Below are 14332 nucleotides of genomic sequence, written 5' to 3'. Positions count from 1 at the left end.
GCCGTACTAAACACGTTCCTTGCCTCCATGGGCCACGGCTGACCCTGACAGGAGGCTGAATAATCCGTAAGGAGCAATGCTAATGCGTCATTACGAAATCGTTTTTATGGTCCATCCTGACCAAAGCGAACAGGTTCCGGGCATGATCGAGCGTTACAGTGCGACTATCACTAACGCGCAAGGTCAGATTCACCGTCTGGAAGACTGGGGCCGTCGTCAACTGGCTTACCCAATCAACAAACTGCACAAGGCTCACTACGTTCTGCTGAACGTTGAAGCGCCACAAGAAGCGATTGATGAGCTGGAAACTAACTTCCGCTTCAACGATGCCGTTATCCGCAGCATGGTTATGCGCGTTAAGCACGCAGTAACTGAAGCATCACCAATGGTTAAGGCTAAAGACGAACGTCGCAGCCGTGATCTGGTCTCTGAAGAAGATCTGGTTGATGATGTTGATGAAGCTGGGGATTCTGAAGAGTAATCACTGTGACAACCAATCGTTTGGTGCTTTCTGGCACAGTGTGCAAGACACCGATACGAAAAGTCAGTCCATCCGGTATTCCGCATTGTCAGTTTGTTCTTGAACATCGCTCACAACAGCAGGAAGCCGGATTCAGCAGGCAATCATGGTGCAGAATGCCCGTTATTGCCAGCGGACAGTTGTTACAGGAATATACTCACAGTATAACGGTCGGCAGTCGAATCACTGTTTCAGGATTCATTAATTCCCATAGCGGGCGTAATGGTCTGAGTAAACTGGTTCTTCATGCCGAGCAGATTGAATTGATAGATTCTGGAGACTAGCCAAATGGCACGTTATTTCCGTCGTCGCAAATTCTGCCGCTTCACAGCGGAAGGCGTACAAGAGATCGATTATAAAGACATTGCTACGCTGAAAAACTACATTACCGAAAGTGGTAAAATTGTACCAAGCCGTATTACCGGCACCCGTGCAAAATACCAGCGTCAGCTCGCTCGTGCTATCAAGCGTGCTCGCTACCTGTCTCTGTTGCCATATACTGATCGCCATCAGTAATAGGCTCAGTCCATTAACGACTTTGAGAGGATAAGGTAATGCAAGTTATTCTACTTGATAAAGTAGCGAACCTGGGTAGCCTGGGTGACCAAGTTAACGTTAAAGCGGGCTATGCTCGTAACTTCTTAGTACCACAGGGCAAAGCTGTTCCTGCAACTAAGAAAAACGTCGAATTTTTCGAAGCTCGCCGTGCTGAACTGGAAGCTAAACTGGCTGACGTTCTGGCAGCAGCAGAAGCTCGTGCAGCGAAAATCGTTGCTCTGGGCTCTGTCACCATCGCTTCTAAAGCGGGTGACGAAGGCAAACTGTTCGGTTCTATCGGTACTCGTGACATCGCTGATGCAGTGACTGCGGCTGGCGTTGAAGTATCTAAGAGCGAAGTTCGTCTGCCTAACGGCGTTCTGCGTACTGTTGGTGAGCACGAAGTTAACTTCCAAGTACACAGCGATGTATTCGCGAAATTGAACGTAAACATCATTCCAGAAGCTTAATCTCTGATTAGTTTCATGAAGATGTGACAAAAGACGCCGGCTTTGCTGGCGTCTTTTGTTTTATGCCATAACTGACTTGCCAAATAAATTAAAATTCATTGCACCGAGATTTAGCTTTAATCCATCCTCTAACTTGATGATAGTTCAATTAAACCCTTTCACGCGTTTACCCGTCCAGACAGTACTGCTATGCTTGAGTCTTCATTCATTTAATTACAGGTATTTTCATGACAAAACCTTCTTTTGAGTCTATTGAAGCACGAGCAAGTTACGGTATTGGTTTGCAGGTTGGGCAGCAATTACAGGAATCAGGTTTGCAGGGTCTGGAGCCAGAAGCACTGTTGGCGGGATTGTGTGATGCATTGGAAAGTCGCGCTCCGGCTATACCTGTTGAAGAACTGCATCGTGCGCTGCGTGAGATACATGAACGTGCTGACAGCGTTCGTCAGGAACGCCAGCTGGCGATGGCAGAAGAAGGCAAAAAATTTCTGGCAGAAAATATTCAGCGTGAAGGCGTAAGCAGCACTGAATCTGGTTTGCAGTTTTCTGTTCTGACTCAGGGTGAGGGAACTGTCCCGGCTCGTACTGACCGTGTTCGTGTTCATTATACCGGCCGCCTGATTGATGGCACGGTATTTGATAGCTCAGTACAGCGTGGCACACCCGCAGAATTCCCGGTCAGCGGCGTGATCCCGGGTTGGATTGAAGCTCTGACCCTGATGCCTGTAGGCTCTAAGTGGGAACTTTATATCCCTCACAATCTGGCTTATGGCGAGCGCGGGGCAGGTGCATCCATCCCTCCTTACAGCACCCTGATTTTTGAAGTTGAATTACTGGAAATTCTGTAACTGACGGTGAGTAAAAAATAATCCGTCAGGTCTGTTTTCCCTGAATAAATCCCTTGGTTTGACCGGGGGATTTTTTTTGAGTTTTTATTGCAGCAAAAAATGCGTTAAAAATGTAGCTATCAAATGTTATGCCCAAAATAATTTTCAGTTTGTACACTGCTGATAGCGCAGTGGCGTGAAATTGCCGAGGGGATAGCTGAACAGTGAATGCAGAGGTGTATGATGCTACAACAGATCTGCCAATTGGCACGCGAAGCAGGGGCTGCGATCATGGAGGTTTATCAGGCTGAGCAACCGTTGCACGTAGAGCGTAAAACGGATGATTCACCGGTTACCGCTGCGGATATTGCCGCTCATAAGATTATTAAAGACGGATTATTACGTATTGACCCTGAGATCCCGTTGATATCGGAAGAAGATCCGCCTGCGTGGGAAATACGGAAGAACTGGCAACGTTACTGGTTGGTTGACCCATTGGATGGGACGAAAGAATTTATCCGGCGTAATGGCGAGTTTACCGTTAATATCGCATTGATTGAAAATGGCGTACCGGTAATGGGGGTTGTTTATGTCCCGGTGCAAAATGTGTTGTATTCAGGGCAGGGCCATCAGGCAAGGAAGGAAGCTAACGGGCAAATTCTTCCGATTAAGGTGGTTCCTGCGCAGCCACCTGTTGTTGTTGTCAGCCGTTCTCACCGTGATGATGAAGAATTGCAGGATTACCTTTCCCAACTAGGCGTTCACGATACGCTTTCGATAGGCTCTTCACTTAAATTTTGCATGGTGGCGGAAGGAAAAGCGCAGCTTTACCCTCGTTTTGGGCCAACCAATATTTGGGACACGGGGGCAGGCCATGCGGTTGCGATCGCCGCAGGTGCGCATGTGACTGATTGGGAAGGGAAGACACTGAATTACTCACCGCGTGAATCTTTCCTGAACCCGGGTTTCAGAGTCAGTATTTTTTGATGTACGAGTGATAATGGTTCATAAGAACCATTATCACTAAACCAGAATTAAAATGCCTGAATGCCGGATTAATATTATTGGTACGAAAAATCCATTATTTCTTCAATTCTTCTTCGATTATGCCGATAACGTGGGTAATCTCCTGATTGCTTAATTTGCCATCTTTGACAAATTTCACATGACCATTTTTATCCAGCACAATGATTGCTGAACTTTTGGGTTCTAGCCCCCAGGCATTTTTAGCCACTCCGTTACTGTCGACAATAAACTGCGACCACGGAAACTGTTTTTTACTGTCTTCAAGGCTGTTACGGACGAAAACAGTCGTACCAAAAATAGCATCATCCGTGTTTACAATACTGGTAGTCTGGTATTTATCATGGGGCAAATTAGCCTTCTTCAATGCCTGAATTAACGGATCATTCATCTCTTTGGCAGAACTGCGGCCAGCAATATGCTGGAGAGTTCTTACCTTACCGGGCAGCTCAGTACTGCTCCAGTTTTGGTAGCTGAATTTACCTTCATTGAGTAGCAATTCACCTTTATCAGAGACATCAATGGAAGGGACGGATTGCCCCAATGTGATGTTATGGGCGAATGCCAATATTGGCGTCAGACTTAATATTGCACTTAACACAATGTTTTTTATCATATTTGTTCCTTACTTAGCATGGTGAAACATGTTATCAGTGAACATCTCATTCAGCATAGCGCTTGTTAACTGGTCTGTCCTCAACAGATTAAACAATTTGATAACATCCAGAGGAAAAATAATGCAATAAATAGATGTATGAAACATCATGCTATTGTTTTCGTTGGGTTAATTAAAAAACAGAGATTAAATCTTGATGTTTGGAGGAACAAACTTCTTTAAATGTAGTCTATACATATTGCATAAAGGCGAAGTGTTTTTGGATTCACCGATTATGTCGTGTTGTAGAATGGTATCGTAAGAAGCATGGGAGGACAAAATAGAGATGAAAATCTTTCGTAATTATAACCCACTAAAAATTGCTCTCTACGTAAAAACTCTATTTCGTGGGCGTTTATACATTAAGGATATGGGGGCTTTTGAATTCAATTATGGGAAAATTTTACCCCCCAAGATAAGAGACAAACGTCATTTCCACGTCATGAGTGAAGTCAATCAGCAAGTGTTACGTCTACAGAGTGAAATGGGGTGACTGTTCCTGAAACCGCCTATTTCCCCTGACAGATACGTGCTATTCCTATAGCACATATAAGCTGAGAAAAACGGCCTTCCGGCCGTTTTTTAGTATGAAATTCAGTATGAAATTTAGCATGGAACTCATCCGGCTCGCCGTACAGTGACCGGTTATTTGATGCTTATAAAGCCTGTTGTTCAATGCTGGGCTGATTAGGGGGTGTAATGGTTTCGCCCACTTTTGTGACCAACAATTGGTCGATTTTATAGTTATCGATATCAACAACTTCAAATTTATAACCACCGAATTTCACATAATCTGTACGTTTTGGAATTTTCCGCAGTCGGAACATCATAAATCCTGCAATGGTTTCATAATTGCTGGAGTCTGGAAAATCATCAATATCCAGTACGCGCATCACATCTTCAATTGGCGTGCCACCTTCAATCAACCATGAATTTTCATCACGGACAACAATCTGCTCTTCCTGCCCCTGACCAATTAAATCCCCCATCAACGTGGTCATGACGTCATTGAGCGTAATAATGCCCATGACCAAGGCATATTCATTCAAAATGATCGCGAAATCTTCACCTGCCGCTTTGAAACTTTCTAATGTGTCAGACAGTGAAAGCGTATCAGGGATCATCAAGGCATTACAGATCTGCACCCCTTCTTTCAGATTGAGGCTCTGCCCGTTCAGTACCCGATTGAGCAAATCTTTCGAATCGACATAACCGATGACATGATCGATGTCACCATCACAAACGAGAAACTTTGAATGGGGATGGGTAGAAATTTTTTCTTTAATACTGTTTTCGTCTTCATTTTTGTCAAAGTACACCACGCTTTCGCGGGAAGTCATGGCAGAAGGAACAGTCCGGGAATCCAGCTCGAAGACATTTTCAATGAGTTCATGTTCTTGTTTACGCAAGACGCCGGCTATCGCACCCGCTTCGACGACAGCATAAATGTCATCGGAGGTAATATCTTCATTGCGTGCCATTGGAATTTTGAAGATTTTGAAAATACAGTCCGCAAGACCATTGAATAGCCAGACCAGAGGGCGAAAAATGGTCAGGCAGAAACGCATTGGATTGACAATTCTTACGGCAACGGCTTCAGGCTTAATCATGCCAATGCGTTTAGGTGTTAAATCGGCAAGCAAGATAAAGAAACTAGTAACAATAATGAAAGAGCAAATAAAGCCCAACTGATCGGCCCACTCCGGGCTCATGAACTGCATAAATAACGTTTTCAATGCCGGGGAAAATGCGGATTCACCCACAACCCCGGCAAGGATTGCCACGGCATTCAGGCCAATTTGGACAACGGTAAAGAACATACCGGGCGTTTCTTGCAGTTTGAGAACATGGGCTGCATTGAGATTTCCTTCATCGGCCATAAGTTTTAATTTGATTCTTCTTGAGGCGGCCAGAGAAATTTCTGATAAAGAAAAAAATGCACTGATGGCACAAAGCAAAAGTATGACGAGTAAACTGTTTAACATAAAGTACCTGGGTTATCTCTCCGGTAATAGGGTAAATTATTCTTTGAATAAAGTGGGTTATAGCCCAATGATTATAACATTGAGCTAATTGAATCGGCTAGTTTTTGTGCGTTGGTGGGAAGCAGATCCCAGTTCCTCCTAAACCACAATATCCTTCAGGGTTTTTATGGAGATATTGTTGATGGTAATCTTCGGCAAAATAAAATGGCCCGGCTTCACAGACTTCTGTCGTAATAGTACGTTGGTCACCTTTTTGAGCCATGGCTTGCTGGTATTGATCACGGCTTGTCAGCGCCTGTTCTTGTTGTTGCGGTGATACTGTATACAGGGCTGAGCGGTATTGTGTGCCGATATCGCCATGCTGGCGCATGCCTTGGGCAGGATCGTGATTTTCCCAGAACAGCGTCAATAATTGTGCATAAGTGATTCTGGCCGGGTCAAAAACAACCCTGACCACTTCCGCATGACCGGTCAAGCCTGTGCAGACTTCTTCATAAGTCGGATTTGGCATGGCGCCACCACTATAGCCGGCAGATGTCGTGTAAATCCCTTCTTGTTGCCAGAAAAGACGCTCTACTCCCCAGAAACACCCCATGCCGAAATAGGCGATTTCCATATTTTCAGGAATGTTGCCTATCGCATGCTGAGTAATGACATGGTAGGGTGATACCGTTAATGGAGTGGCCCTACCAGATAGAGTGTCCTGTGAGGAAACATGTTGGCTTTCGTTGGTTGAATTTGGCAAGATTCTCTCCTGTTATTCACGAATTTCATGGTGATGTGTGGCTTGTATATCTCTAAAACTTTACCAGAATTAATTTATTGCAGCATTTTTATATTGTTAGCATTCATTCTACGGATAGATAAATATTAGGAGTCCGAGTGTCACGATATCCTCTCATATGTGCGCTTTTTGTATCTATCGCAACTTCATCAGCTTATGGCGCTAATTTACGTTTGAAAGTTGAAGGGCTATCTGGCGAGTTAGAAAAAAATGCCAGAGTGCAGCTATCAAATATCAGTACTGATGAAGTTTCCCCTGATGGGCGTTTTCGCGCACGGGTGGAGAAAGCGATACGGCAAGGGCTTCGTCCACTGGGATATTATGCTCCCACTATTGAATTTACCTATCAAGAAAATACTCCGCCTGCCCGTCCGGTTTTGACAGCCAAAGTAACACTTGGTGAGCCTGTGCGTGTTGAACAAGTGCATGTCGACTTGGAAGGGGGAGCGAAAACCGATGAAGATTATTCTGCCCTGATTAAAAAAAATATGCCGAAAGAAGGGGCAATACTGAATCACGGGGAGTACGAAGATTTCAAAAATTCCCTCACTGGTCTGGCAGTTAAAAAAGGTTATTTTGATGCCGTAATGAAGAAGAGCGAACTGGGGGTATCAAAAGAACGCCATGAATCAATCTGGGATTTTGATTTTGACAGCGGGCAACGTTATCGTTTTGGCCCGGTGACTTTTCAAGGATCGCAAATTCGTGAAAGTTACTTGGATAACCTTATTCCTTTCAAACAGGGCGAATATTACACCTCGGAACAATTAGCGGAATTTAACCGCCGTTTGGTGGATACTGGCTGGTTTAACTCTGCGATTGTCGTGCCGGATTTTAAAATGGGGCGGGAGAATAAAGAGAGACTATTGCCACTGGATGCTTCTTTAGTGCCCCGTTCGGCCAACTATGTTGAGCTGGGTGGGGGGTATTCAACGGATGTTGGTCCCCGTTTGCAGGCAAAATGGAAAAAACCCTGGCTCAATCCCCGTGGGCATAGCTTGAGTACCAGCCTGAATGTTTCCGCCCGGGAACAAGTCATTGATGCATCCTATAAAATGCCGCTTAAGGTCAACCCACTTGAAGAATACTATGAATTACAAACCGGTTATAAACGTAAAGATCTCAACGATACGATTTCAGATACGGCAACGCTGAACCTTGCCCGCAATTGGGATCGTTCTACGGGCTGGCAGTATGGCATCAATCTTCGCTGGAGTCTCAGCCACTTTACACAGGCGAACGTAACAAATACCACCATGTTGATTTATCCGGGGGCGAATGTCAGCCGTATTCGGCAGCGGGGCGGCACTATGCCTTATTGGGGTGACAGTCAGCGTTATTCTATTGATATTTCGGATAAAGATTGGCAATCCGATGTGGATTTTTTTGTGTTTCAGGCGAACCACGTTTGGATCAGGACGTATAACGAGGCACACCGTTTTGTCATGAGGGCGGATTTTGGTTGGATAGAAACGAACGAATTCGACGAGGTACCGCCGGACCTTCGCTTTTTTGCAGGCGGGGATCGGAGCATTCGCGGCTATAAATACCAAAAAGTTTCACCGAAAGACAAGAAGGGAAAATTGATTGGGGCATCAAAGTTGGCGGTGGGTTCGTTGGAGTATCAATACAATGTTCATGGAAATTGGTGGAGCGCGTTGTTTATAGACTCTGGTGAAGCGGTGAATGACATTAAAAAGAGTAATTTTAAAACAGGTGCCGGAATTGGTGTCCGTTGGGCTTCACCCGTCGGGCCGATAAAATTTGATATAGCAACGCCAATCGGGGATTCAGACAACCATGGCGTTCAATTTTATATTGGCTTAGGGGCTGAGCTATGAGTTGGGTGAAAAGGATCAGCATTGTTTTCCTGCTGCTCGTGGGGCTGCTGTTGGTAACGATTGCGGGATTGGTGGGTACCCAAACTGGCCTGCATTTTATGATTAACAGCGCAGCACGCTGGGTACCGGGATTGGATATCGCGGATGTCAGCGGAGGCTGGCGAGATTTAACGTTGAAGGGTGTGAAATATCAGATGCCGGGCGTTAATGTCAGTGCTGATAATCTACACCTTTCCTTACAGTTGTCTTGTTTAAGACATAGCCATGTGTGCATCAAGGCTCTGACGACAGAAGGTGTTAATGTTTCAGTCAATACGGCGGAACTGCCGCCTTCTGAACCCGCCCCTGAATCTGAACCCCTGACCGAATTGCACACATCTTACCCAATCTCGCTGGATTTGCTCTCTTTGAAAAATATCCATGTCAGGGTGGACAATATTGCCATTGATCTGAATGAATTTAAAACAGCGGCGCAATGGCGGGAAAAACAGCTGATATTAAAACCAACGGAAATCAACACATTGTTGGTTGAGCTGCCAAAGACATCACCGGATAAAAGTAACCAGAAACCTAAACCCGTGCAGCCCGTTGCGGCTGAACAGTCATTGGGGGAAAGTTTAAAAGCGCTGTTTGCGAAGCCCCTGTTGTCTGAACTGCCGAATGTTCCGATCCCCCTCGATATCACTGTAGAAAGCATCCACGGGCATAACCTTCGCCTGATCGGAGATACTGGTATCACGGTGAATGATTTTCTGTTGCAAGCTCAGATCCAAGGTCAGCAGGTTGATGTAAAAGCGTTGAATGTGCAGACACCAGAAGGCTTGCTTGCGATACAGGGAACCGCAAAACTTGCGCAGCAGTGGCCGGTTAAGCTGGCAATCAAAGGGAATATTGATGATTTAAATAATGTGCATTTGGATGAACTGAAAGGGCAACAAATTGATTTAACGCTGACTGGTGCGTTGTTGCAGCAGCTTGATCTCGCATTACATCTTTCTGGACCGATAGCCGCCAGTTTAGAAGCTCAAACCGAGTTGGCAAAAGCAGGTTTACCCTTGCGCCTGACATTACAGAGCCAACAATTGCAATGGCCTTTGAACGGCAAGCCTGAATATCAGCTTGATGGTGTTAAATTGCGTTTGAATGGTGAAGCCAATAACTACGCCCTTTCTCTGCGCTCTGATATTAAAGGCAGCGATATCCCGCCAACATTATTGAGACTGGATGCCAAAGGAACTGAAGAATTATTGAGATTAACTCGCTTGCGTTTGAGTGCCCTACAGGGCAAGGCGGATGTGACAGGCGTGATTGACTGGAGCAAGGCGATTAGCTGGAATGCCAAACTTTTCTTGGAAGGAATTAATACGGCCAAACAGTGGCCGGAATGGCCTGCCATGATTGAGGGAAAAATGGCGGTGCGTGGTAGCTTGTACGGCGGTAGCTGGCAGCTTCAGGTTCCTGAAATCGCCCTTAATGGTCATGTAAAAGAAAATGTGGTGAAAGTGCATGGCAAGGCATCGGGTAATGCTGCCGGACAATGGGATATCCCTCGGTTTGATCTGGCCTTTGGGCGCAATACAGTAAATGTGCAAGGGCGGCTTACAGACGAAGCATGGAAACTGGATGGTGACATTAATGCCCCGCAATTAAATGGGTTGTTACCAGGTTTGGCTGGTTTGGTTACGGGGAGTGTCAAACTGCGTGGGAATATGAAATCACCGCAGATTTTGGCAGATTTGAATGCACGGGGAGTTAGGTGGCAGGATGATCTCTGGTTGGATAGTGCCGTCATTAAGGGGGATATCCGCTCAACAGAGCAAATCCAAGGGCAGTTATCAGTGGCTGTTCACCAGTTGAAACAAGCGAATTTGGCTATCAATAACCTGATGCTGAACGCAAAGGGGACAGAAAAGCAGCATAATTTACAGCTGAAAATTGAGGGTGACCCGGTATCAGGCCAACTGGCGCTCAATGGTAGTTTTGATCGCCAGCAGCAGCGTTGGAAAGGCAATATCAACAATACCTACTTTGATACGCCGGTAGGTGAATGGCGCTTAAGTAAAGCAATATCCATTGATTATCTGAAGTTATCACAGAAAATCACGATTGGCGCTCATTGTTGGCTCAATCCTGATGCTCATATCTGTATTTCAAAACCGATTGAGGCAGGAAGCAATGGCCATGCGCAAATTGCGCTTGAACGTTTTGACTTGGCGATGATTCAGCCGTTCCTCGATAAAAACACCCAGCTTAAAGGCGTATTCACCGGTAACGCGGATATCCGGTGGGCGGAAAACCAAGGGCTGCCGCAAGCAAAAGTCACCTTGCAAGGAAATGGTGTTCAAGTCAGGCAGGTTGTGGAAGGGGCTGCGTTACCGGTTGATTTTGAATCTTTGACATTGAATGCAGGACTGGCAAATGGCAATGCAAATCTGGCATGGCTGTTTAAGCTGGCAGGTAATGGGCAATTGAACGGTAATATCCAAGTGGCTGATTTAGAAGGTCGCCGTAAGTTATCGGGAAATATAGATCTTCAATCACTCTCTTTGAATCTGATTAAGCCTGTTTTAAGTAAGGGTGAAAAAGCTCAGGGAGAATTGAATGCGGCGCTTCGTCTGGGGGGGAATGCTAAGAATCCGCTGTTATTCGGTCGGATGGCAACAGATAATCTGCAAATGATAAGCCATTGGCTGCCTTTCGATATTTCTCAGGGGCAGTTAGCCATTAATTTCAATGGCGTTAATTCTGATTTGAATGGTCTGATTAAAACACCTAAAGGGCAATTGAATCTCACTGGTCATGCTGACTGGCGTCGTTTAGATGCATGGAATGCGAAAATTGCCGCCAATGGAGACAAATTGCGCGTGACTGTTCCACCGATGGTGAAGGTGGATGTGAGCCCGGACCTCGTATTGGAAGCCAGCCCGAATTTGCTGAAACTCAATGGAAAGGTTGATATTCCGTGGGCACGGATTACTGTTCAGGAATTACCTGAATCAGCGGTGGGGATCTCTTCCGATGAAGTGATGCTGGATAAAAACCTCCATCCGATAGAGAAGAAAAAATCGCCCATCGTGATCCAAAGCAATTTAAATATTCGGGTTGGTGATGATGTTCGTTTAAGTGCATTTGGTTTGAAGGCACGGCTGACCGGATCTTTGAAAGTGATGCAGGATCGGCAAGGGTTGGGATTGAATGGTCAGATTGATATTCCGGAAGGGCGTTTCCATGCTTACGGGCAAGATTTACAGGTGCGCAAAGGAACGATTATGTTTTCTGGGCCTCCAGATCTGCCTCTGCTGAACATTGAAGCCATCCGTAATCCTGAGTCGACGGCAAATAAAGTGATTGCAGGTGTTAAAGTGACAGGGGTTGCAGATAAACCCAAAGTAGAAATTTTTTCCGATCCTGTAAAATCCCAACAAGAAGCGCTCTCCTACCTTTTGCGTGGTGAAGGTTTGGAAAAAGAAGGGTCGGATAACGCCCAGATGACTGCTATGCTGATTGGCTTGGGGGTCGCTCAGAGTGGTCAATTAGTGGGTAAGATTGGAGAAACTTTTGGGGTTTCTGATCTCGCTCTGGATACACAGGGCGTTGGTGACAAATCTCAGGTCGTTGTGAGCGGAAGGATTACCAATGACTTACAAGTAAAGTATGGTGTTGGTATTTTTGATTCTTTGGCGACATTGACATTACGCTATCGGGTTATGCCAAGATTGTATCTGGAAGCAGTATCTGGTATTGATCAAGCTTTAGATCTGCTCTATGAGTTTGAATTTTAAAATGCGAGTTATTGTTTATGGTAGCCTAAGGCACAAGCAAGGTAATCATCACTGGATGACGGATGCCCAATTGTTGGGGGAGCACAGATTAGAAGGTTATGAAATTTATGATCTGGGGCATTATCCGGCGGTTATTCGTGGCGAAGGGACAATTGAGTGCGAAGTCTATCGCATTACGCCATCTATCCTGACAGAACTGGATGAACTGAAAAAGAACTCTCAGGAATACCTGAGGGAACTGATTGGAACACCTTACGGCAAAGCATGGATTTACCTTTATCAATTGCCTGTGGAAGGATTGTGTCGGATAGCAAGTGGTGACTGGTTGAAACGCCATGAAGAAGGATAGAGGTCAGTGATTTTTCTGACTGTTAATTAAATCATTTTAATTGAGTTGCATAAAATCGAGAATCAGACTAAAAAACCTCTGTATTTGTAAAAAAACAGAGGTTTTTTTGAAATCAAAATCCGTTGCTATCGAGACGGATTATTTTTTTGCAGCACGTTCAAAAGAAGAGACAATCTCAGCTTTAGCGGCTTCTGCGTTATCCCAGCCATCGACTTTAACCCACTTGCCTGCTTCCAGATCTTTGTAGTGCTCAAAGAAATGGGTGATTTGCGCGCGCAGTAACTCTGGCAGATCGTTCACATCTTTAATGTGATCATATTCTTTGCTTAATTTGGTGTGAGGAACAGCAACTAGTTTTGCATCTTCACCAGATTCATCGGTCATTTTCAAAACACCGACAGGACGGCAGCGAATAACGGAACCCGGCTGTAACGGGTATGGAGTTGGAACCAGCACATCCACAGGGTCACCGTCAAGGGACAGGGTATTATTGATATAGCCGTAGTTGCATGGATAAAACATAGCAGTTGACATGAAACGGTCTACAAACAGAGCACCAGACTCTTTGTCTACTTCATACTTGATAGGATCTGCATTCGCGGGGATCTCAATGATGACATAGATATCTTCAGGCAGTTCTTTACCCGCCGGGACGTTGTTCAGGCTCATAAAAGGTTTCCTTTAATTTCAAACCAAAATGGAGTGCGGGGTATTATAGCTAAAAGAGGGTTAAAATCCTCAGGATTTTTCGGTTGTAGGGTATCCGTAAGGCAAGGCATTACGGCAATGCCGGGCTATTGGCAATCGGATTTTGGCATTAACGTCATCATCTGATGCTCTGTGAACAACGGGATTTTACGGCGCAATAGATAAAAACAGGCCCAAATCTTATTGGGCCTGTTTCAGACTGCTGACAAACCGCGTTGAAACCATACCATTGCCGTCTCCATTATCAACCCTCCTCTTCGTTTTTTTTCTGATTCATGCCCGTTATTCCCCTTTTCCAGAACGTGATGGGATGGTTGATCGACTACATTCACGGCTGAACCCCAGATAAAACCAACAAAGCGTGGCCACCAGTAACGCTATCTTCTTGATATTTTGCGCGGTGGCCGCCAATAGGCACTGTATCTGCACTTTCAGCAACCCGCGAAAATGGGCGTAACGATGCCCGTGATGCTGTTTGGCATCCGCAAAACTGCGCTCTATCGTTTCTTTTCGTCGCTTATGCATTTTTTTGCCCCACGGCGTTAACCGAATGTATTGAGCCTTTTCTTTGCTCGTTTCCCAGAGGTGCCGCGTGATGGTTTTTCCCTTTTTAGCCCGTGTACAAGCCGACCGCTGTGGACAGTTCTGGCAAATGCCGGCGGCTGTTTGGTAATGGCGGTATCCCTGGCGGTCGGTGGTGGTATAAATCAGCTTTTCGCCCTGCGGGCAGGTATAGCAATCGTGTTGCGAGTCATAAATAAACTGTTTCTTTTGGAACGTATTAGGGCCTTTGTTTGGGCGACGATAGCTGATGACCGGGGTGAGCCCCAGTTGCAGGGTCAGGTGGCAAA

At 45.5% G+C, this 14332-nt stretch carries 15 protein-coding genes; 10 read left to right on the top strand and 5 right to left on the bottom strand.

The features are described 5' to 3' along the window. Window positions 1-82: 82 nt before the first annotated feature. From rpsF to cysQ, 6 genes are all read left to right on the top strand, one after another. On the top strand, window positions 83-481 hold the full coding sequence (gene rpsF / locus Xsze_RS02750) for a 30S ribosomal protein S6 (protein WP_038242361.1): 399 nt from the start codon (window positions 83-85) through the stop codon (window positions 479-481). Window positions 482-486: 5 nt separating this feature from the next. Next, window positions 487-804 carry a primosomal replication protein N gene (gene priB / locus Xsze_RS02745; RefSeq protein ID WP_038242364.1) on the top strand — a complete coding sequence of 106 codons (318 nt, stop codon included), beginning with the start codon at window positions 487-489 and terminating at the stop codon, window positions 802-804. 4 nt (window positions 805-808) lie between these two features. After that, window positions 809-1036 (top strand): 30S ribosomal protein S18, encoded by a 228-nt coding sequence (gene rpsR, locus Xsze_RS02740; protein ID WP_000135199.1) that lies wholly within the window; start codon window positions 809-811, stop codon window positions 1034-1036. A gap of 38 nt (window positions 1037-1074) precedes the next feature. Continuing rightward, on the top strand, window positions 1075-1527 hold the full coding sequence (gene rplI, locus Xsze_RS02735; protein ID WP_038242369.1) for a 50S ribosomal protein L9: 453 nt from the start codon (window positions 1075-1077) through the stop codon (window positions 1525-1527). A gap of 227 nt (window positions 1528-1754) precedes the next feature. After that, window positions 1755-2375, top strand: coding sequence for a BamJ family beta-barrel-assembly machinery protein (gene bamJ, locus Xsze_RS02730; RefSeq protein ID WP_038242372.1), 621 nt, complete (start codon window positions 1755-1757; stop codon window positions 2373-2375). 222 nt (window positions 2376-2597) lie between these two features. Continuing rightward, window positions 2598-3341, top strand: a complete 744-nt coding sequence (cysQ, locus tag Xsze_RS02725) for a 3'(2'),5'-bisphosphate nucleotidase CysQ (protein WP_038242403.1) — start codon at window positions 2598-2600, stop codon at window positions 3339-3341. 94 nt (window positions 3342-3435) lie between these two features. Here the strand turns inward: cysQ and Xsze_RS02720 are convergent, their stop codons facing one another. Next, entirely contained in the window at window positions 3436-3993 is a 558-nt protein-coding gene (locus tag Xsze_RS02720) for a YtfJ family protein (protein WP_038242375.1), read from the bottom strand. A 325-nt stretch (window positions 3994-4318) separates the two neighbouring features. Here Xsze_RS02720 and Xsze_RS02715 point away from each other — a divergent pair, with 325 nt between their 5' ends. Beyond that, a complete protein-coding gene (locus tag Xsze_RS02715; protein ID WP_038242378.1) occupies window positions 4319-4525 on the top strand; it encodes a DUF1107 domain-containing protein in 207 nt (68 codons plus the stop codon). A 163-nt stretch (window positions 4526-4688) separates the two neighbouring features. Here Xsze_RS02715 and paeA read toward each other — a convergent pair whose 3' ends face one another. Next, the gene (gene paeA / locus Xsze_RS02710) at window positions 4689-6017 is read right to left on the bottom strand and encodes a polyamine export protein PaeA (RefSeq protein ID WP_038242380.1); all 1329 of its coding nucleotides are present in this window, start codon (window positions 6015-6017) and stop codon (window positions 4689-4691) included. Between the two features lie 97 nt (window positions 6018-6114). After that, window positions 6115-6762, bottom strand: a complete 648-nt coding sequence (msrA, locus tag Xsze_RS02705) for a peptide-methionine (S)-S-oxide reductase MsrA (RefSeq protein WP_038242382.1) — start codon at window positions 6760-6762, stop codon at window positions 6115-6117. A gap of 137 nt (window positions 6763-6899) precedes the next feature. Between msrA and tamA the strand changes: the two genes are divergently transcribed. Genes tamA through Xsze_RS02690 form a run of 3 tightly spaced genes read left to right on the top strand, consistent with a single transcriptional unit; the run spans window position 6900 to window position 12773 of the window. Beyond that, complete coding sequence (gene tamA, locus Xsze_RS02700) at window positions 6900-8642, top strand: autotransporter assembly complex protein TamA (protein ID WP_038242385.1); 1743 nt, start codon at window positions 6900-6902, stop codon at window positions 8640-8642. Continuing rightward, a complete protein-coding gene (tamB, locus tag Xsze_RS02695; protein ID WP_038242386.1) occupies window positions 8639-12424 on the top strand; it encodes an autotransporter assembly complex protein TamB in 3786 nt (1261 codons plus the stop codon). Before tamA ends, tamB begins: the two co-directional genes overlap by 4 nt. Window position 12425: 1 nt before the next feature. Next, window positions 12426-12773 (top strand): gamma-glutamylcyclotransferase family protein, encoded by a 348-nt coding sequence (locus tag Xsze_RS02690; RefSeq protein ID WP_038242405.1) that lies wholly within the window; start codon window positions 12426-12428, stop codon window positions 12771-12773. A gap of 138 nt (window positions 12774-12911) precedes the next feature. Here the strand turns inward: Xsze_RS02690 and ppa are convergent, their stop codons facing one another. Continuing rightward, window positions 12912-13442 carry an inorganic diphosphatase gene (gene ppa / locus Xsze_RS02685; protein ID WP_038242388.1) on the bottom strand — a complete coding sequence of 177 codons (531 nt, stop codon included), beginning with the start codon at window positions 13440-13442 and terminating at the stop codon, window positions 12912-12914. 321 nt (window positions 13443-13763) lie between these two features. After that, window positions 13764-14332, bottom strand: a 569-nt coding sequence (locus tag Xsze_RS22560; protein WP_244590059.1) for a transposase, incomplete at its 5' end; no start/stop codon positions are given.

Origin of the sequence: Xenorhabdus szentirmaii DSM 16338, from assembly GCF_002632585.1 — a bacterium.
GTDB classification, from domain to species: Bacteria; Pseudomonadota; Gammaproteobacteria; order Enterobacterales; family Enterobacteriaceae; genus Xenorhabdus; species Xenorhabdus szentirmaii.
This window is presented reverse-complemented; position numbering and strand designations above follow the sequence as displayed.

Bases quoted from the DNA above. Each gene is read 5' to 3' on its own strand.
- rpsF (WP_038242361.1), top strand. From the start codon at position 83: ATGCGTCATTACGAAATCGTTTTTATGGTCCATCCTGACCAAAGCGAA.
- rpsR (WP_000135199.1), top strand. From the start codon at position 809: ATGGCACGTTATTTCCGTCGTCGCAAATTCTGCCGCTTCACAGCGGAA.
- rplI (WP_038242369.1), top strand. From the start codon at position 1,075: ATGCAAGTTATTCTACTTGATAAAGTAGCGAACCTGGGTAGCCTGGGT.
- bamJ (WP_038242372.1), top strand. From the start codon at position 1,755: ATGACAAAACCTTCTTTTGAGTCTATTGAAGCACGAGCAAGTTACGGT.
- cysQ (WP_038242403.1), top strand. From the start codon at position 2,598: ATGCTACAACAGATCTGCCAATTGGCACGCGAAGCAGGGGCTGCGATC.
- Xsze_RS02720 (WP_038242375.1), bottom strand. From the start codon at position 3,993: ATGATAAAAAACATTGTGTTAAGTGCAATATTAAGTCTGACGCCAATA.
- Xsze_RS02715 (WP_038242378.1), top strand. From the start codon at position 4,319: ATGAAAATCTTTCGTAATTATAACCCACTAAAAATTGCTCTCTACGTA.
- paeA (WP_038242380.1), bottom strand. From the start codon at position 6,017: ATGTTAAACAGTTTACTCGTCATACTTTTGCTTTGTGCCATCAGTGCA.
- tamB (WP_038242386.1), top strand. From the start codon at position 8,639: ATGAGTTGGGTGAAAAGGATCAGCATTGTTTTCCTGCTGCTCGTGGGG.
- Xsze_RS02690 (WP_038242405.1), top strand. From the start codon at position 12,426: ATGCGAGTTATTGTTTATGGTAGCCTAAGGCACAAGCAAGGTAATCAT.
- ppa (WP_038242388.1), bottom strand. From the start codon at position 13,442: ATGAGCCTGAACAACGTCCCGGCGGGTAAAGAACTGCCTGAAGATATC.